Source organism: Roseicyclus amphidinii (assembly GCF_030163755.1).
GTDB classification, from domain to species: domain Bacteria; phylum Pseudomonadota; class Alphaproteobacteria; order Rhodobacterales; family Rhodobacteraceae; genus Roseicyclus; species Roseicyclus amphidinii.
In genome coordinates, this window is the sequence record NZ_JASJOE010000024.1 from 17,894 (window position 1) to 34,243 (window position 16,350).

Genomic DNA, 16,350 nt, shown 5'->3' on the forward strand with positions numbered 1-16,350 from the left:
CACCTGTGCACGCGGTCGCGCGCGCGGATCACTCCCACCACGGGTCGATGGCGGCGATGTCGTCGTCCGACCAGCCGAAGTGATGCGCGATCTCGTGGATCAGCACATGGGTCACCATCTCGCCGAGCGTGACGTTCCCGCGGTCGGCCCACTCATCGAGGATCGGGCGGCGGAAGAGCCAGATCGTATCCGGCCCCATCGGCTGATCCATCACCGATTTCTCGGTCAGCGGGATGCCGTCGTATAGCCCGGTCAGCTCGAACGGGTCGTCCATCTCCATCTCGGACAGCATGTCGGGCGGGGCGAAATCCTCGACCCGGATCACGATCTGCAGGGCGCGCGCCCGCCATGGCTCGGGCAGGGCCGCAAACGCGGCCTCGGCCAGCGCCTCGAAGGTCTCGAGATCGGGGGCGATCAGCGCGGCGGGGTCGGGTGCATCGGTCATGGGGCCGATATGGACAATTCCGGCCCGATCTGAAAGACCACGCGCGCCACGTCGACAAAGGCTTTCCGATGACCGTCACAACCCGTTTCGCGCCCTCCCCCACCGGCTACCTGCATGTGGGCAACCTGCGCACCGCGCTCTTCAATCACCTGATTGCGAAAAAGGCGGGCGGGCAGTTCATTCTGCGCCTCGACGACACCGACCCGGAACGCTCCAAGGCGGAATACGCCGACGCGATCCAGGAAGACCTGGAATGGCTGGGCATCACCTGGGACCGGCTGGAGCGGCAGTCGGACCGGCTCGACCGCTACGCCGCGGCCGCCGACGAGCTGCGCGACAAGGGGCGGTTCTACGAGGCCTGGGAGACGCCTACCGAGCTCGACCTCAAGCGCAAGAAGCAGCTGAACATGGGGCTTCCGCCGGTCTATGACCGGGCCGCCCTGGCCCTGTCGGAGGAGGACCGCGCGAAGCTCAGGGCCGAGCGCGGCGCGGGCGTCTGGCGCTTCAAGCTCGACCAGGAGCGGATCGAGTGGGAGGATGGCATCCTTGGCGCGCTTTCCATCGACGCGGGCTCGGTGTCGGACCCGGTCCTGATCCGGGCGGACGGGCAGGTGCTTTATACGCTGGCCTCGGTGGTGGATGACACCGACATGGGGATCACCCATGTCGTGCGTGGCTCGGACCATGTCACGAACACCGCGACCCAGATCCAGATCATGGCGGCGCTGGGCTTCGACCACCCCGGCTTCGCGCATCACTCGCTACTGACCGGCCCGCAGGGCGAGGCGCTGTCGAAGCGCCTCGGAACGCTGTCCTTGCGCGACCTGCGCGCGGCGGGTGTGGAACCGATGGCGCTCTTGAGCCTGCTCGCACGGATCGGCTCGTCGCAGCCGGTGGTGCTGGCGGGGTCCATCGACGAGCTGGCCGAGGGATTCGACCTGTCGCAGTTCAGCGCGGCGCCGACCAAGTTCGACGAGACCGATCTTTTCCCGCTCACCGCGCGGGTGCTGCAGGAGACGCCCTTCGACGCCATGGCGGGCGAGATCGCGGCGCTTGGCGTGCCCGAGGCGCTTGCGCCGACCTTCTGGGAGGTGGCGCGCGCCAACATCACCACGAAGGCCGACCTGCCGGGCTGGTGGCGGCTCTTCCGCGACGGGGCGACCCCGCTGGTCGAGGACGAGGACCGCGCCTTCGTGGCCGAGGCTTTCGCCATGCTGCCCGAGCCGCCCTATGACGGAGAGACCTGGGGGGCTTGGACCAGTGCCGTGAAGGAGGCGACGGGCCGCAAGGGCAAGGGGTTGTTCATGCCGCTACGCAAGGCGGTGACGGGCCTCGAGCGCGGGCCGGAGATGGCCGACGTGATGCGGCTCTTGCAGAAGAAACCGACGCTCTGATCCCGAAGGGGGATGCTGCCGCGCATCTCGGCCTTCGGCCTGCGTCAGCGACGGCGGTGGCACCGCTGACGCGGTGCGGTGGTGCTGCATGACGGCGTCGCGCCATGGGTCAAGGGTGCCCCCGAAGTGGGGGGCTCTGCCCCCCTTTGTCGGCTGCGCCGACACCCCCCGCCATATTTTCGGGATAGAGATACGGGCGAGCGTCAGGCGTGACGTGGCACGGCGAGGTCATGCAAGGCCGCGTCCACAAGGGCGCGGTCCCTGTCGGTGGTGGGCTGCGCGCGGAGGTAGAGGGGGTTTGCCCGGTCGTCGAGGATGCCGGCCTCCCAGCCCCGTGTCGTTTCGAAGAAGCGGGCCGCGCCGGCCTCGCCGAATTCGGTGAGAAAGCCCTGAACCACCGTGTCGAGATAGCTCAGGAGGATCGGGTGCGCGCCCGTGGTGCTGACGTGGTGCGGTTCCAACTTGTAGATCATGATGCTCAGCGCCTCGGGGTGGTCATGCTCGACCATCGCCACCGGATGCCGCGCATAGGCGCGTTCGCGCGCATCGAGGGCCGCCCAGTCGCCGCCGGGGACCGCGGCGATCAGCCCCTCGATCTCGGTGCCGGGCGCCTCGGTCGCCGAGAGATAGGCGACCTGCCTCAGCGAGGTTCCGCGCCAGACCCGCGCCCAGCCGCGCACGCGGGCGCGCGAGGCGCGCGGGTAGTCATGCGTCGCGCGGTTCACGAGGCTGCCGTAGCCGAAGAAATAAGGTGCGCCGGTCAGGTCCATGTCGTGTTTGATGGCCAAAGCGCCGCGGATGCACAAGGCCCCTTGCAGCATCCCGCAAGCCTGATATTTTCGTACCCGTCGACGCAGGGAGACGCTGACCGCTCAGGGTCAGGGCCGAAGGAGCAACCGCCCCGGTAAACTCTCAGGCAAAGGGACCTGCGACGACGGACGAGCTCTGGAGAGTGATGCGGCCCGCCGCATCCGCCGAAGGGATAACGATCTCAGGCGACAGGACAGAGGGGGCATCTGACAGCGCGGTCCGCGAGGGCCGCAGGATGCCCGGCCGCGCGCGGCCCATGACGAGACGGGGACATATGGCCGAGACCGCCGACGAGACACTGATCGAGTTGCCGCTGCAGGGATTGCATGCCGCACGCGGTGCGAAATTCGTGCCTTTCGCGGGCTATTCCATGCCGGTGCACTACGCCGAGGGCGTGATGGCCGAGCATCTGTGGACGCGGCAGCATGCGGGGCTGTTCGATGTCAGCCACATGGGGCAGGTCCTGTTGCCGAAGGATGCGCTGGCCGGCCTGGAGGCGCTGATCCCCGCCGATCTGCTGGGCCTGCCCGAGGGGCGGCAGCGGTATGGGATGTTCACCAACGAGGCGGGCGGGGTGCTCGACGACCTGATGGTCGCGCATCGCCCGGGCGATGTGTTCCTAGTGGTGAACGCCGCGCGCAAGGCGCATGACCTTGCCCACCTGCGCGCGCATCTGCCGGGGGTCGAGGAGGTGGGCGACCGCGCGCTTCTGGCGCTGCAGGGGCCGGAGGCCGAAGCGGCGCTGGCGGGGCTTCTGCCGGGCGTGGCTGCGATGCGCTTCATGGATGTCGCCGTGATGGGCTGGCAGGGGGGCGAGCTGTGGCTGTCGCGCTCGGGTTACACCGGCGAGGACGGGTTCGAGATTTCCGTGCCGGTTGCGCTGGCCGAGGGGTTCGCGCAGGCGCTTCTCGCCGATGACAGGGTCCGGCCCATCGGGCTTGGCGCGCGCGATTCGCTCAGGCTCGAGGCCGGGTTGCCGCTTTACGGGCAGGAGATGGACGAGGGCATCTCGCCCATCGAGGCGGGCCAGGCCTGGGCCATCGGCAAGGCCCGCCGCGCGGGCGGGGCGAGGGCGGGCGGGTTTCCCGGCGCCGATGTCATCCTCGACCAGCTGGCCAGTGGCGCGCCGCGCCGCCGCGTCGGCCTGCGCCCCGAGGGGCGCGCGCCGATGCGCATGGGCGTGCCGCTGTTTGTCGCGGCCGAGGGCGGTGAGCCCATCGGGCGCATCACATCGGGCGGGTTCGGCCCCTCGGTGGGGGCGCCCGTCGCCATCGGGCTGATCGACGCCTCCGTCCCGGCCGATGCCACGCTCTACGGAGAGGTCCGCGGCAAGCGCCTTCCGGCTGCGCAGGTGCCGCTGCCGTTCGTTTCACCCGGCTACAAACGCTGACACCTTCCCTCTGACCCCCCCCTGAGACATTCCTGACCAAGAGGACCCCATGAAATACACCGAAGATCACGAGTGGCTGGACGCCGATGGCGACATCGTCACCGTGGGCATCACCGAATACGCCGCGACCCAGCTGGGCGACGTGGTGTTCGTCGAACTGCCCGAGGTCGAGACGCAGGTCGCCAAGGGCGACGAGATCGTGGTGATCGAAAGCGTCAAGGCCGCCTCCGACATCGTCGCCCCCATCGACGGCGAGATCGTCGAGATCAACGAGGCGCTGGTCGACAACCCCGCGCTCGTGAACGAGGACCCGACCGGCGCGGCGTGGTTCTTCAAGATCAAGATCGAGGATGCCGCCGCCCTCGACGAGTTCATGACCGAGGACGACTACAAGGATCATATCGGGGAATAGGGGGCTCTGCCCCCGTCGCGGCCCCTGACGGGGCGCGCGCCTCCCCGGGATATTTGTGAAACGGAGAAGCGCAGGCGGTTCGCCGCTTGTGCCGATGCCCCTGTTACCCCGCAAAGGACGACCCCGATGCCCTGGACGCCGACCGCCTACGACCCGACCGATTTCGCCAACCGCCGCCATATCGGGCCCTCGCCCGCCGAGATCGCCGAGATGCTGACGGTGGTCGGTGCGGCCAGCGTCGATGAGCTGATGGACCAGACGCTGCCCGCCTCGATCCGGCAGGCGGTGCCGCTGGACTGGGCACCGATGTCCGAGGCCGAGTTGATGGCCCACATGCGAGGCATCGCGGCGAAGAACAAGCCGATGGTCCAGATGATCGGGCAGGGCTATTCCGGCACCCATACGCCGCCCGCGATCCAGCGCAACGTGCTGGAGAACCCCGCCTGGTACACGGCCTACACCCCCTACCAGCCCGAGATCGCGCAGGGGCGGCTCGAGGCGCTGTTGAACTTTCAGACCATGGTCGCGGACCTGACGGGCCTCGAGATCGCCAATGCCTCGCTGCTGGACGAGGCGACGGCCTGCGCCGAAGCCATGGTGATGGCCGAGCGCGTGGCGAAGTCCAAGGCGCGCGCCTTCTTCATCGACGAGAATTGCCACCCGCAGAACATCGCGGTGATGAAGACCCGCGCCGAGCCGCTGGGGATCGAGGTGATCGTCGGCGCGCCCGAGGCGCTCGACCCCAAGGCGGTCTTCGGCGCGATCTTCCAGTATCCCGGCACCTATGGTGGCCTGTCCGATCCGAGCGCGCAGATTGCCGCGCTGCATGCGGAAAAGGCCATCGGGATCGTGGCGACGGACCTTCTGGCGCTGACGCTGGTCAAGGACCCCGGTTCGATGGGCGCCGACATCGCCGTCGGTTCCGCGCAGCGCTTCGGCGTGCCGCTGGGCTATGGCGGGCCGCATGCGGCCTTCATGTCCTGCCATGACGCGCACAAGCGCGCGATGCCGGGGCGGATCGTCGGCGTCTCGGTCGACAGCCACGGGCACAAGGCCTACCGCCTGTCGCTGCAGACCCGCGAGCAGCATATCCGCCGCGAAAAGGCCACGTCGAATGTCTGCACCGCGCAGGCTCTGCTGGCGGTCATGGCGAGCTTCTATGCCGTGTTCCACGGCCCCGAGGGGCTGAAGGCCATCGCGCAGGATGTTCACCTGAAGGCCGTGCGCCTGGCCGAGAGCCTGCGCGCGGGGGGCTACGCGCCCGAGGCGGACAGCTTCTTCGACACGATCACGGTGCATGTCGGCGACCGGCAAAGCCGGATCATGGCCGCCGCGGTGGCGCGGGGGATCAACCTGCGCGACGTGGGCGCGGACCGGATCGGCATCTCGGTCGACGAGACGACGACCGAAGAACACCTGTTGGCCGTCGCGCGCGCCTTTGATGTGCAACTGGCCGGTGTGGCCGAGGTGCCCGCCATCCCCGACGCGCTGCTGCGCGCGACGCCCTACCTGACCCATCCGATCTTTCACATGAACCGGGCCGAGGCCGAGATGATGCGCTACATGCGCCGCCTCTCGGACCGCGACCTTGCGCTCGACCGGGCGATGATCCCGCTCGGCTCCTGCACCATGAAGCTGAACGCGGCGGTCGAGATGATGCCGGTCACCTGGCCCGAGTTCAATTCGATCCACCCCTTCGCCCCCGCCGACCAGGCCGAGGGCTATGCCGGGATGCTGTCGGAGTTGTCCGCGAAGCTGTGCGAGATCACCGGCTATGACGCGATGTCGATGCAGCCGAACTCGGGCGCGCAGGGTGAGTATGCGGGGCTTCTGACCATCGCCGCCTATCATCGCGCGAAGGGTGACCATGACCGCCGGGTCTGCCTGATCCCGGTGTCGGCGCATGGGACCAACCCGGCCTCCGCCCAGATGTGCGGCATGGAGGTGGTCGTGGTGAAGGCCGCCGAGAACGGCGACATCGACCTGGCCGATTTCCGCGCCAAGGCCGAGGCCGCGGGCGACCGGCTGGCGGCCTGCATGATCACCTATCCCTCGACCCACGGCGTCTTTGAAAAGACCGTGCGCGAGGTCTGCGAGATCACGCACCAGCATGGCGGGCAGGTCTATCTCGATGGGGCGAACCTGAACGCGATGGTGGGCCTCTCGCGGCCCGGCGACATCGGTGCCGACGTGAGCCACCTGAACCTGCACAAGACCTTCTGCATCCCGCATGGCGGCGGCGGCCCCGGCATGGGGCCGATCGGGGTCAAGGCGCATCTTGCGCCCTTCCTGCCCGGCCATCCCGAGACGGGCGGGGCCACGGGGCCGGTGTCCGGCGCGCCCTATGGCTCGGCCTCGATCCTGCCGATCTCCTATGCCTATGTCCGGCTGATGGGGGGCGAGGGGATCACGCGGGCGACCAAGATCGCCATCCTGAACGCCAATTACATCGCCAAGCGGCTGGAGGGGGCTTTCCCCGTTCTGTTCAAGGGCAAGGGGGGGCGCGTCGCGCATGAGTGCATCCTCGATACGCGGCCCTTCGCCGAGGCCGGCGTGACCGTCGATGACATCGCCAAGCGGCTGATGGATGCGGGCTTCCACGCGCCCACGATGAGCTGGCCGGTGGCCGGCACGCTGATGGTGGAGCCGACCGAAAGCGAGCCCAAGGCCGAGCTTGACCGGTTCTGCGACGCGATGCTGGCGATCCGTGACGAGATCGCGGCCGTCGAGCGGGGCGAGATGCCGGTGGAGCAAAGCCCGCTGCGCATGGCGCCGCACACGATGGAGGACCTGATCCGGGACTGGGACCGGCCCTATACCCGCGAACAGGGCTGCTTCCCGCCCGGCGCCTTCCGCGTGGACAAGTACTGGCCGCCGGTCAATCGCGTCGACAACGTCTATGGCGACCGGCACCTCGTCTGCACCTGCCCGCCGCTGGAAAGCTACCAGGAGGCGGCCGAGTAGGGGGCGGCCCTTGCAACAACGGTGGACCCCGACGGGGTCCGCCGGGGCCGCTACCGCCGCTGTCCGAAACGCGCGTAAAGCGCGTCGAGCGTGTAGCTCTCGGCGACCGGCCCGTGTTCCTCGGGAAAGAAGTTCGGGTCCACCGGCAGGCAGTCGCGCCCGCAGACCTGCCGCATGGTGCCGGTGCGTCCGTCCACGTGCCACAGCCGACCGCCCGGCGTTCCAACCCAGCCGTTGATGCCCTGGCCCATGTCGCCCTCGACATCCTGGATCGAAGGGACCTCGCCGTCATAGCCTTCGCCCCAGGCCGCATGGGTGTGCCAGGACGACACCACATCGACGCCCCCCTCGAGCGGCAGCGACGCGCAGGAGGCGTGGCCGCCCCAACTGACCTTGGTCGAGGAATAGGCCCCGTTCGGATGCCGCAGGATGTAGCCGCAGACCTCGCGGTTGAAGCGCACCGACAGCGCGTTCATCGATTCCATCAGCCCGAGGACAAAGGCGGTTTCCTGCGCGCTCTGCGCACGCGCCATGCCGGGCAGAGCCAGGCCGGGCAGCGCGACAGCGAGCGACAGCAGCAGCGCAGACAGGGCAGGACGGGGGCGGGTCTGGAACTCTGGCATCGTGACACTCCTTCGCACACGGGGTGCAGGTTATGGAATTTTTCCGCTCATTCCAGAAAAACGACACGCCCTGACTGGACCGGGGGGATGGGGCGGTTATCTTTTCTCTCCGTCAGCTTGCGCAGAGAGGGAGCCCCAACCATGTCCCGCATGGAATTCATCGACAGCATGACCGCGTCGGCCACCGAGGTCAGCACCGATTTCGCCGAGGATCGGGAAATCCAGCTTTGGCTCAAGATGGGGCGCGCGGCGTTCTTCTTCTGCCTTTGGTCCTCGATGGTGATCCCGATCGCGCTGATCTACTACGCCCGCTTCTGAGGTCTGAGTCGGGCCCTGCGCCCGCTCAGGCCGGGGGGCGTGGTCCGGTGCTGCGCCCCATGCTCCCGACGCGCTCCATGCGCCATGACCGCCACGCGGCCACGGGCAGGCGGCGCGCCACGAGCCAGAGCAGCGCGGGGTAGTCAAGCTCACCGGCCAGCATCCGCATGTAGGCCCCCTTCACCCGCCGGGAACCGGCGAAGGACCGCGAGAAGATCGGGGCCATCCGGTCGGAAAAGACGATGGGCCTGAGCAGGGCCGCGATGCGCAGCGACAGGCGGATCTGCCGGGTTGCCGCACGGTAGAGTGCCGCCGCCCCCTCGGGCCGCCCCTCGCGCAGGGCGCGGGCCGCCGCCTCGGCCGCTAGCCGCCCCGAGCCGAGCGCATGGGCGATGCCTTCGCCCGTGATCGGGTCGACAAAGCCCGCCGCATCGCCCGCCAGCAGCACGCAGCCCCGCCCCGGCCGTCGCCGGTAATCGCCGAAGGGCAGGAAATGCCCCTTCATGCCCGCGGCCTCGCCCTGGTCCAGAAGCGCCGCGTAGCCGTGCAGCCGCGCCTTCATGTCCGGGTTGCGCGCCTGCAGGCCGCCCACGCCGACCGTGGTCGAGCGGCGCTTGGGAAAGCTCCAGCCATAGCCCCAGTCGGCCGCGCCGAAATCGACGCGCACGGTGCGCGCCGTCTCGGGGTCCGAAACCGGCGGCATCTCCTTTTCCAGCGCGAAGCCGATGGTCGCCGGGTCGAAGGGCCGCCCGAAGAGCGCCCGCGCCACGGCCGAGGTCACGCCATCCGCGCCGATCAGGACGCGGAACCGGATCGTGCGGCCATCCTCCAGCGTCAGACACTCGCCGGCGAGGTCGATCGCCGCCACCCGTTGCCCCGTCAAAAGCTCGGCCCCCGCCTCCTGCGCGAGGCCAAGCAGATGCGCGTCGAGATCGCGGCGCATGGTCAGGAACATCGGCGGCACGTCGTCCATGCGCCCCATCGGGCGCGCGCCCATGTGAAAGCTGATCGCGCGGCGTTCCTCGAACAGCCCCTCGGGCGGCGCGCGGCGGAAGATGTGACGGTATTCGGTCAGCGCCCGACCGGTGAAGAGCCCGCCGCACAGCTTGTCGCGGGGGAAGCGCGCCTTGTCGATCAGCAGCACATCGAGGCCACGGGCGGCCGCGCTGGCCGCCGCGGCGGCACCCGCCGGTCCGCCGCCAAGGATCACGATGTCGCGTGTGTCGGTATCTTTCATGCGGGGCAGCATAGGGGGCTTTCGCCCTAGGGAAAGGCCCGCCGCCGCCGCATTGCCGCCGGTTCGCCGCCTATGCCGGACCGCGCGTGTTCTGGCGCACGAAGGCCTCGATCTCGGCCGCGGGCCGGGCCCCGGTCAGGCGCGCGACCTCCTGCCCGTTCCGGAACAGGATCAGCAGCGGAATGCCCCGGATGCCGTATCGCTGCGACACGTCGCCATGCACCTGCGTGTTGATCTTGGCGAACCGCACCTGCGGGTTGAGTGCGCGCGCGGCCTTTTCGAACTCGGGCGCCATCATGCGGCAGGGCCCGCACCAGGGGGCCCAGAAATCCACCAGCAGGGGCAGGCTGTCCTTGGTCTCGGCCTTGCGCAGGGTCGCGCTGTCCAGGTCGTGAACGCGCGGCTCCACCAGCTTGGCGCCGCAGGTTCCGCATTTGGGATGGGCCGCCAGCTTCGCCCCGGGCACGCGATTGACCGTGGCGCAGGACAGGCAGGTGACGTGATCTGAGGTCGCGGTGGACGCGGAGGCCGAGGAGGAAGGGGGCATGGGATGAAACGCCTTGCGGTTGTGTCTGACAATCATCTGGGATGCCCGCCGCGCCGCGCAAGGGGCAGGGGGCTGCGACGCCCGCGCGCCCGCCCATGAAAAAACGCCGCCCTGAGGGGGCGGCGTTTTCCTGTGCGTGCGGTGGCGCGCCACTCTCGGGCATGCGCCGCTCGGGGCTGGCCTCAGCCCTCGGCGTTCTCGGCGTCATCGCCTGCCGCGGCTTCCGCCGACACGAGGCCGGAGGGCGCGGTGATGTTGGCGATGACGAAGTCGCGGTCGATCGTGGGCTTCGTGCCCTCGGGCAGCGCCACCGACGAGATCGTGATCGTGTCGCCGATGTTCAGGCCTTCGAGGTCGATGGTGATGTGATCTGGGATGTCCCCCGCGGTCACGATCAGTTCCACCTCGGGGCGCACCATGGTCAGCACGCCGCCGCGCTTGATGCCGGGGGCCTTGTCCTCGTTGATCACCTCGACGGGGATGAAGAGGTTGACCTTCGAGGTCCGGCGCAGGCGCATGAAATCGACATGCGTCGGCAGGTCCTTGACCACGTCGCGCTGCACGCCGCGGCAGATCACCCGCACGTCGTCCTGGCCCTCGAGCTTCAGGTTGAAGAGCGTCGAGAGGAAGCGGCCCGCCTTGAGGCGCTTCAGAAGGACGTTGAAGGGGATCTGGATCGCGATCGGGTCCGCGCCGCCACCGTAGACGACACCCGGCACCTTGCCGTCACGACGAGCTTGGCGGGCGGCCCCCTTGCCTGTCCCCGCGCGCGGCTCGACGATAAGATCTGGAATCTCACCAGCCATTGCTGTTCTCCATGTGATACGGGGGGCCGCCTCCAAGGGTGTCGGCCCCGATGAAGGGCGCCGCATAGGGCGGAATCCGGGATTTGTAAAGCCCGGATCAGGCCGCGCCGATCAGTCCGAGCCGCTGTCGCAGCCCCGGCAGCAGCTGGCGCTGCGCTATGATGCGCGGCAGCGGCATCTCGGCGATGGGGCGATCCGTGCCGCCCTGCGCCCGATAGGCCTCGACATTGTCGAAGACCGCGCGCGGTGTGTAGTCGATGAAGCTTTCGGCCGGGCAGTTCTCGGCCATCAGGGCGACATGCGCCTCGGTCTCGACATGCCAGTAGGTGAAGCGCGCGGGCATCCGCGACAGCGGCAGGACGGCGATGGTGCCACCGTTCACCAGCGCGCCCGCGTTCACGAGATGCCCGCCCAGCACGACCGCGTGATCGGCGCTCAGCACGAGGTCGCGCGCCGGGCAGCCGGGACCAAGGGCACCGGCCGCAATGCGGATCGGGGCCCGGCGCTCGCCAAGGCCGAACAGGGTGACGATCTCCTGCCGCCACACCCACAGGACCGCGACGGCCTCGCCATCGGCGGTCAACACGCGGTCGCCGGGGCCAAGCACCTCGATGGGGCGCTGGCCCGCGGGGGTTGCGATGCGCGTGCCGGTGAGAAAGCAGTTGGCGGCGGTCTCGAGCGCGTCCGTATGCAGCGTGGTCCCGCGCTGTCCGCCAAGATCGAGCAAACCCCCGGTGAGGGCGGAGTTGTAGGGGATGAAGCCGAAACTGCCGAATTGGAATATCCCGTAATGCTGCCCGCCGATCTCGACGTAATAGCCGGTGAACTTGATGGAGCTGTTGTTCATCCAGTCATCGAGCGTCAGCGCCCCGAACCCGTCCCCAGACACGTCACGGACGGTGGAGGCCTGCTGTTGATCGAAGGCGCTGTCCCACGTCGCGCCACTGCCGTTGGTGGGGCCCGAAAACCCGCTCAGGTAAATGGCGCGATCCGCGATGTAATCGGCCATGTCCCGACACTCTCCGACTGCGGTGAAACCCGGTGCGGCCAACCGTGGCCCCAAGCGGTTAACATCCGGTTAACCGTCCGCGCCCAAACCGCCTGCGCCCGCGCACCGTTCTGTCCGGGCTTGTGGCCCCGGCGGTTTCGCACTAGCGCCTGAGCCATGCGCCTGTTGTCCGACATACGCCTGTGCCGCGCGCCCATCGCCGCTTTCGCGGGCGTCGGCGTCTTCTGGGGCAGTTTCGCGGCCATGCTGCCCGACCTCAAGGCGCGGCTGGCGATCTCGGACGCGACGCTGGGGGTGATCCTGCTGGGCTCCGCCGCCGGGGCGCTTCTGGCGATGTGGCTCTCGCCGCGGCTGGACGCGGCGCTGCCGCGCTGGGGGCTGACGCTGTCGGGGGTGGCGCTGGGGCTCGTGGCGCTGCCGCTGGGCCTGATCGAGGCGCTGGTGCCCTTCGTGATCGGGATGGTGGCGGTCGGCATGTCGACGGGGATGTATGACATCCTCGGCAACGCCCGGATCTCGCGGCTCGAGGCGCGGCACCGGCTGTCGCTGATGAACCTCAACCACGCGCTCTATTCCTTCTCCTACGCGGCGGCGGCCACGGCGACCGGGGCCGCGCGCGAGGCGGGACTGGCGCCGGGCCTGTGGTTCGCCGTCGTGGGCACCGTGATCCTGCTGGCGGGCACGCTGACATGGTCGCGCCCCGACCTGACCATCGGTCAGGACGAGACGCCGCAGGAAAGCCGCGGCAGGATCACGCCCTATGTCTGGCTGGCCGGGCTTGTCTGCCTGATCGGCTTTTTCGCCGAGAACGCGACCGAGGGCTGGTCGGCCCTGCATATCGAGCGGACGCTGGGCGGCGGGGCCGCCGAAGGCGCGCTCGGCCCCGCGATGCTGGGCCTGACCATGGGCATCGGCCGGCTGGCCGGTCATCTCGTGACCGCGCGGGGAACCGAGACCACCGTGCTGCGCTGGGCGGCGCTTCTGGCCGCCTCCGGGCTTGTCGCCGCCGCCGCCGCGCCGGTGCCGCTGGTGGCCTATCTCGGCTTCGGGTGCCTCGGCCTCGGGGTGTCGGTCATCGGGCCGATGGCGCTGGCGCTGGCGGGCCAGACCGCGCGTCCCGAGGCGCGCACCTTCGCCGTGTCGCGCGCCGCGATGATCGGCTATTTCGGCTTCTTCATCGGCCCGCCGTTGATGGGGTTCCTGTCGGAAGCCTTCGGCCTCCGCGCCGCCTTCGGCATCGGCGCGATGATGATCCTCGCCATTCCGCTGGTCCTGCTGCCCCGGATGCGGGCGGATGCCCCGGCCTGACGCGTCGGCCACAGGTGCCAGGGGGTGCCGGAGGGTGTGGACGGCCCGCCCGCACCCGTCTATCAGGCGCGGGACATCAGCAGGGAGAAGACGCGCATGTCCGGCCATGGTGACCCCGTTCCGATGACGGCCCGCAAGGGCACCGCGCTCAAGGGCGTGGCCGAGGTGCCGGGCGACAAGTCGATCTCGCACCGCTCCCTGATCCTCGGCGCGATGGCCGTGGGCGAGACGGTGATCACCGGCCTTCTCGAAGGGCAGGACGTGCTGGACACCGCGAAGGCGATGCAGGCCTTCGGGGCCGAGGTGACGCGCGACGCGGACGGCACGTGGCATGTGCATGGCGTGGGTGTCGGCGGCTTCGGGGAACCCGAGGACGTGATCGACTGCGGCAACTCGGGCACCGGCGTGCGGCTCATCATGGGGGCTATGGCCACGACGCCCATCGTGGCGACCTTCACCGGCGACGCCTCGCTGCGCTCGCGGCCGATGGCGCGGGTGACGGACCCGCTGGCGCTCTTCGGGGCGGTGTCGGTGGGCCGCGCGGGCGGGCGCCTGCCGATGACGATCACCGGCGCGGCCGAGCCGCTGCCGGTGCGCTACACCACGCCCGTGCCCTCGGCGCAGGTGAAATCCGCGGTGCTGCTCGCCGGGCTGAACGCGCCCGGTCAGACCGTGGTGATCGAGGCCGAGGCGACGCGCGACCATACCGAGCGGATGCTCGCGGGTTTCGGCGCCGAGATCACGACCGAGGTGACGGACGAGGGCCGCGTCATCACCCTGACCGGCCAGCCCGAGCTGAAGCCCCAGACCATCGCCGTGCCGCGCGACCCGTCCTCCGCCGCCTTCCCGGTCTGTGCGGCGCTGATCGTCGAGGGCTCTGACGTGCTGGTGCCGAACATCGGGCTGAACCCCACGCGCGCGGGTCTCTTCGAGACGCTGCGCGAGATGGGCGCGGACCTGAGTTACGAGAACCTGCGCGAAGAGGGCGGTGAGCCGGTGGCCGACCTGCGCGCGCGCTATTCGCCCGACATGCTGGGTATCGAGGTGCCGCCCGAACGCGCCGCCAGCATGATCGACGAATACCCGATCCTCTCGGTTGTCGCGGCCAATGCCACGGGCGCGACCGTGATGCGCGGCGTCAAGGAGCTGCGCGTCAAGGAAAGTGACCGGATCGACGCCATGGCCGTGGGCCTGCGCGCCGCGGGGGTGGAGGTCGAGGAGGGGCCCGACTGGTGGATCGTCCATGGCCGCGGCGCGGGCGGTGTGCAGGGGGGCGTGACGGTCGCCACCCATCTCGACCACCGGATCGCCATGTCCTTCCTCTGCGGCGGCATGGCCTCGGCGCAGCCGATCACGGTGGATGACGCGGGCCCTATCGCCACGTCCTTCCCGGTGTTCGAGCCGCTGATGCGCGGTCTCGGCGCACGGCTGGACCGGGCGAACAGCGTCTGACACCTGACCAGAAGGCGCACCTGCGGTGCATTCCTTTCAGGTCGCTTCGCTCCGCGAGGCTTTTGTTTGCGCCTCCGGCGCGGGGGGCATCGCCATTGTCACTCGGACCAATGGCGTTCCAATGGCGATCCCCGTCCCTGCGGGACTCCCCCGAGATATTTGTGAAACGGCGGAGGGTGGATTGCGGCTTGTGGGGCTGGCGTCGCTCTGTTTGAAGGTTACCTCATGAGCTTCACGGTCGCCATCGACGGGCCCGCGGCGGCGGGCAAGGGCACGATCTCGCGGGCCGTGGCCGCGCGGTTCGGCTTCGCGCATCTCGACACGGGGCTGCTGTACCGGGCCGTGGGGCGGCGGATGCTGGCGGGTGAGCCGTCCATCGCGGCGGCGGAGGCGCTGACGCCGGATGACCTCGCCGATCCCGACGCGCTGCGCACCGCCGCGGTGGCCGAGGCCGCAAGCAAGGTCGCCGTGATCCCCGAGGTGCGCGCGGCGCTGCTCGACTTCCAGCGCGCCTTTGCCCGGCGCGCGGGCGGTGCGGTGCTGGACGGGCGGGACATCGGAACCGTGATCTGCCCCGAGGCGGAGGTGAAGCTGTTCGTCACCGCCAGCGCCGAGGTGCGGGCCGAGCGGCGGCTGAAGGAGCTTCTGGCCGCGGGGTTCGAGACGGATCTTGGAACGGTGCTGGCCGATGTGAAAAGCCGCGATGCCCGCGATGCCGAGCGCGCCAGCGCGCCGATGCGTGCGGCGGACGATGCCCTGACGCTCGACACAAGCGCCATGGGCGTGGAGGAGGCGGTGGCTGCCGCCGTCGCCGCCGTCGAGGCCGCCAGGGTGGGCTGATCGCGCCGCCGTCGGCAAGTTCTTGCCGCCCGGTTTGCGTCGTCGCGCCATGGTCCATAGCCTGACGGTTGCGGCCGGGTCATCGCCCGGTGCGCGGCACGCCGCTCCGGCGGCCCCATCAGGAGAAATCATGACCTTCCGAAAGACCCTAGTCGCTACCACGTCCGCCGCCGTCCTGGCCCTTGCCGCCACCCCCGCCGTGATGCTGTCCGCGGGGCCCGCGGCCGCGCAGGCCGAGCAGGCCTATTCGGCGGGCCAGCTGGACGCCTTCGTCGAAGCGTTCCTCGATGTCGATGCGCTGCGCGCGGTCTATACAGAGCGCCTGCAGCAGGCGGCCGACGAGGCGGCGCAGCAGGCCATCGTCGAAGAGGGCAATGCCGCCATCGTCGCCGCGATCAACGAGGTGGAGGGCATGGATATCGAGCTTTACGCCGCCATGCTGCAGCGGGCCGGAGAGGACGCCGATCTCAACGCCCGGATCACGCAGCGCCTGCAGGCGGCCGCCGACGGCTGACCTGCGCCCTGGGTCGGGGCGCGCGGGTAGGGCAGGGTGGGGCGTCTGCGCCCCCTGCCGGGTCCGCGCCCCCACCCTTGCCCCCCCACTCTTGCCTTGCGCGGTGCTTGCCGCTATAGCGCCCCCGTCAACACGGCGATCAACGCCGGAAGCCAAGAGATCGAGCAGGGTCGGTGTCACCGGCCCTCTTTGCTTTCCGGAACGTCAGACCAACGATCACCCCAAGACCGGCGGAGACAACCGCACGGCCGGAAAAATCGAACGCCCGCACCGTCGCCCGG

General features: G+C 69.6%; 16 protein-coding genes and 1 riboswitch. Of the genes, 9 read left to right on the forward strand and 7 right to left on the reverse strand.

The features are described from left to right. Positions 1-28: 28 nt before the first annotated feature. Positions 29-445: a metallopeptidase family protein gene (locus tag QQK83_RS09885; RefSeq protein WP_284263788.1), complete on the reverse strand. Its 417-nt coding sequence runs from the start codon at positions 443-445 to the stop codon at positions 29-31. 68 nt (positions 446-513) lie between these two features. Here QQK83_RS09885 and gltX point away from each other — a divergent pair, with 68 nt between their 5' ends. Then, positions 514-1,839: a glutamate--tRNA ligase gene (gltX, locus tag QQK83_RS09890; protein WP_284263790.1), complete on the forward strand. Its 1,326-nt coding sequence runs from the start codon at positions 514-516 to the stop codon at positions 1,837-1,839. A gap of 203 nt (positions 1,840-2,042) precedes the next feature. Here the strand turns inward: gltX and QQK83_RS09895 are convergent, their stop codons facing one another. Then, positions 2,043-2,609: a gamma-glutamylcyclotransferase family protein gene (locus QQK83_RS09895; protein WP_284263791.1), complete on the reverse strand. Its 567-nt coding sequence runs from the start codon at positions 2,607-2,609 to the stop codon at positions 2,043-2,045. Between the two features lie 75 nt (positions 2,610-2,684). Further along, positions 2,685-2,777: riboswitch (glycine riboswitch) on the forward strand. Between the two features lie 146 nt (positions 2,778-2,923). Here QQK83_RS09895 and gcvT point away from each other — a divergent pair. From gcvT to gcvP, 3 genes are all read left to right on the forward strand, one after another. Then, complete coding sequence (gene gcvT / locus QQK83_RS09900; protein ID WP_284263793.1) at positions 2,924-4,039, forward strand: glycine cleavage system aminomethyltransferase GcvT; 1,116 nt, start codon at positions 2,924-2,926, stop codon at positions 4,037-4,039. A 49-nt stretch (positions 4,040-4,088) separates the two neighbouring features. After that, positions 4,089-4,451, forward strand: a complete 363-nt coding sequence (gcvH, locus tag QQK83_RS09905) for a glycine cleavage system protein GcvH (RefSeq protein WP_284263796.1) — start codon at positions 4,089-4,091, stop codon at positions 4,449-4,451. Between the two features lie 126 nt (positions 4,452-4,577). Then, the gene (gcvP, locus tag QQK83_RS09910) at positions 4,578-7,415 is read left to right on the forward strand and encodes an aminomethyl-transferring glycine dehydrogenase (protein WP_284263798.1); all 2,838 of its coding nucleotides are present in this window, start codon (positions 4,578-4,580) and stop codon (positions 7,413-7,415) included. Positions 7,416-7,465: 50 nt separating this feature from the next. On the opposite strand, the gene QQK83_RS09915 is transcribed toward gcvP, so the two are convergent. Further along, positions 7,466-8,038 carry a DUF4329 domain-containing protein gene (locus tag QQK83_RS09915; protein ID WP_284263800.1) on the reverse strand — a complete coding sequence of 191 codons (573 nt, stop codon included), beginning with the start codon at positions 8,036-8,038 and terminating at the stop codon, positions 7,466-7,468. A 141-nt stretch (positions 8,039-8,179) separates the two neighbouring features. On the opposite strand from QQK83_RS09915, the gene QQK83_RS09920 reads away from it, so the two are divergent. After that, on the forward strand, positions 8,180-8,356 hold the full coding sequence (locus QQK83_RS09920; protein ID WP_284263802.1) for a hypothetical protein: 177 nt from the start codon (positions 8,180-8,182) through the stop codon (positions 8,354-8,356). 25 nt (positions 8,357-8,381) lie between these two features. On the opposite strand, the gene QQK83_RS09925 is transcribed toward QQK83_RS09920, so the two are convergent. From QQK83_RS09925 to QQK83_RS09940, 4 genes are all read right to left on the reverse strand, one after another. Continuing rightward, positions 8,382-9,593 carry a geranylgeranyl reductase family protein gene (locus QQK83_RS09925; protein ID WP_284263804.1) on the reverse strand — a complete coding sequence of 404 codons (1,212 nt, stop codon included), beginning with the start codon at positions 9,591-9,593 and terminating at the stop codon, positions 8,382-8,384. 70 nt (positions 9,594-9,663) lie between these two features. Then, on the reverse strand, positions 9,664-10,140 hold the full coding sequence (trxC, locus tag QQK83_RS09930) for a thioredoxin TrxC (RefSeq protein WP_284263806.1): 477 nt from the start codon (positions 10,138-10,140) through the stop codon (positions 9,664-9,666). Positions 10,141-10,322: 182 nt separating this feature from the next. After that, positions 10,323-10,946 (reverse strand): 50S ribosomal protein L25/general stress protein Ctc, encoded by a 624-nt coding sequence (locus tag QQK83_RS09935; RefSeq protein WP_284263808.1) that lies wholly within the window; start codon positions 10,944-10,946, stop codon positions 10,323-10,325. A 97-nt stretch (positions 10,947-11,043) separates the two neighbouring features. Continuing rightward, positions 11,044-11,955 carry a Hint domain-containing protein gene (locus QQK83_RS09940; RefSeq protein WP_284263810.1) on the reverse strand — a complete coding sequence of 304 codons (912 nt, stop codon included), beginning with the start codon at positions 11,953-11,955 and terminating at the stop codon, positions 11,044-11,046. A 156-nt stretch (positions 11,956-12,111) separates the two neighbouring features. Between QQK83_RS09940 and QQK83_RS09945 the strand changes: the two genes are divergently transcribed. From QQK83_RS09945 to QQK83_RS09960, 4 genes are all read left to right on the forward strand, one after another. After that, entirely contained in the window at positions 12,112-13,263 is a 1,152-nt protein-coding gene (locus QQK83_RS09945) for an MFS transporter (RefSeq protein WP_284263811.1), read from the forward strand. 96 nt (positions 13,264-13,359) lie between these two features. After that, positions 13,360-14,715, forward strand: a complete 1,356-nt coding sequence (gene aroA / locus QQK83_RS09950; RefSeq protein WP_284263813.1) for a 3-phosphoshikimate 1-carboxyvinyltransferase — start codon at positions 13,360-13,362, stop codon at positions 14,713-14,715. A 225-nt stretch (positions 14,716-14,940) separates the two neighbouring features. Further along, positions 14,941-15,555, forward strand: coding sequence for a (d)CMP kinase (locus QQK83_RS09955; protein WP_284263815.1), 615 nt, complete (start codon positions 14,941-14,943; stop codon positions 15,553-15,555). A 130-nt stretch (positions 15,556-15,685) separates the two neighbouring features. After that, positions 15,686-16,069 (forward strand): DUF4168 domain-containing protein, encoded by a 384-nt coding sequence (locus tag QQK83_RS09960; RefSeq protein WP_284263818.1) that lies wholly within the window; start codon positions 15,686-15,688, stop codon positions 16,067-16,069. The last annotated feature ends 281 nt before the right edge of the window (positions 16,070-16,350 follow it).

What these genes read in the sequence shown, in the direction of transcription:
- QQK83_RS09885 (WP_284263788.1), bottom strand. Translation starts at nt 445, where the DNA reads ATGACCGATGCACCCGACCCCGCCGCGCTGATCGCCCCCGATCTCGAG.
- gltX (WP_284263790.1), top strand. Translation starts at nt 514, where the DNA reads ATGACCGTCACAACCCGTTTCGCGCCCTCCCCCACCGGCTACCTGCAT.
- QQK83_RS09895 (WP_284263791.1), bottom strand. Translation starts at nt 2,609, where the DNA reads ATGGACCTGACCGGCGCACCTTATTTCTTCGGCTACGGCAGCCTCGTG.
- gcvT (WP_284263793.1), top strand. Translation starts at nt 2,924, where the DNA reads ATGGCCGAGACCGCCGACGAGACACTGATCGAGTTGCCGCTGCAGGGA.
- gcvH (WP_284263796.1), top strand. Translation starts at nt 4,089, where the DNA reads ATGAAATACACCGAAGATCACGAGTGGCTGGACGCCGATGGCGACATC.
- gcvP (WP_284263798.1), top strand. Translation starts at nt 4,578, where the DNA reads ATGCCCTGGACGCCGACCGCCTACGACCCGACCGATTTCGCCAACCGC.
- QQK83_RS09915 (WP_284263800.1), bottom strand. Translation starts at nt 8,038, where the DNA reads ATGCCAGAGTTCCAGACCCGCCCCCGTCCTGCCCTGTCTGCGCTGCTG.
- QQK83_RS09920 (WP_284263802.1), top strand. Translation starts at nt 8,180, where the DNA reads ATGTCCCGCATGGAATTCATCGACAGCATGACCGCGTCGGCCACCGAG.
- QQK83_RS09925 (WP_284263804.1), bottom strand. Translation starts at nt 9,593, where the DNA reads ATGAAAGATACCGACACACGCGACATCGTGATCCTTGGCGGCGGACCG.
- trxC (WP_284263806.1), bottom strand. Translation starts at nt 10,140, where the DNA reads ATGCCCCCTTCCTCCTCGGCCTCCGCGTCCACCGCGACCTCAGATCAC.
- QQK83_RS09935 (WP_284263808.1), bottom strand. Translation starts at nt 10,946, where the DNA reads ATGGCTGGTGAGATTCCAGATCTTATCGTCGAGCCGCGCGCGGGGACA.
- QQK83_RS09940 (WP_284263810.1), bottom strand. Translation starts at nt 11,955, where the DNA reads ATGGCCGATTACATCGCGGATCGCGCCATTTACCTGAGCGGGTTTTCG.
- QQK83_RS09945 (WP_284263811.1), top strand. Translation starts at nt 12,112, where the DNA reads ATGCGCCTGTTGTCCGACATACGCCTGTGCCGCGCGCCCATCGCCGCT.
- aroA (WP_284263813.1), top strand. Translation starts at nt 13,360, where the DNA reads ATGTCCGGCCATGGTGACCCCGTTCCGATGACGGCCCGCAAGGGCACC.
- QQK83_RS09955 (WP_284263815.1), top strand. Translation starts at nt 14,941, where the DNA reads ATGAGCTTCACGGTCGCCATCGACGGGCCCGCGGCGGCGGGCAAGGGC.
- QQK83_RS09960 (WP_284263818.1), top strand. Translation starts at nt 15,686, where the DNA reads ATGACCTTCCGAAAGACCCTAGTCGCTACCACGTCCGCCGCCGTCCTG.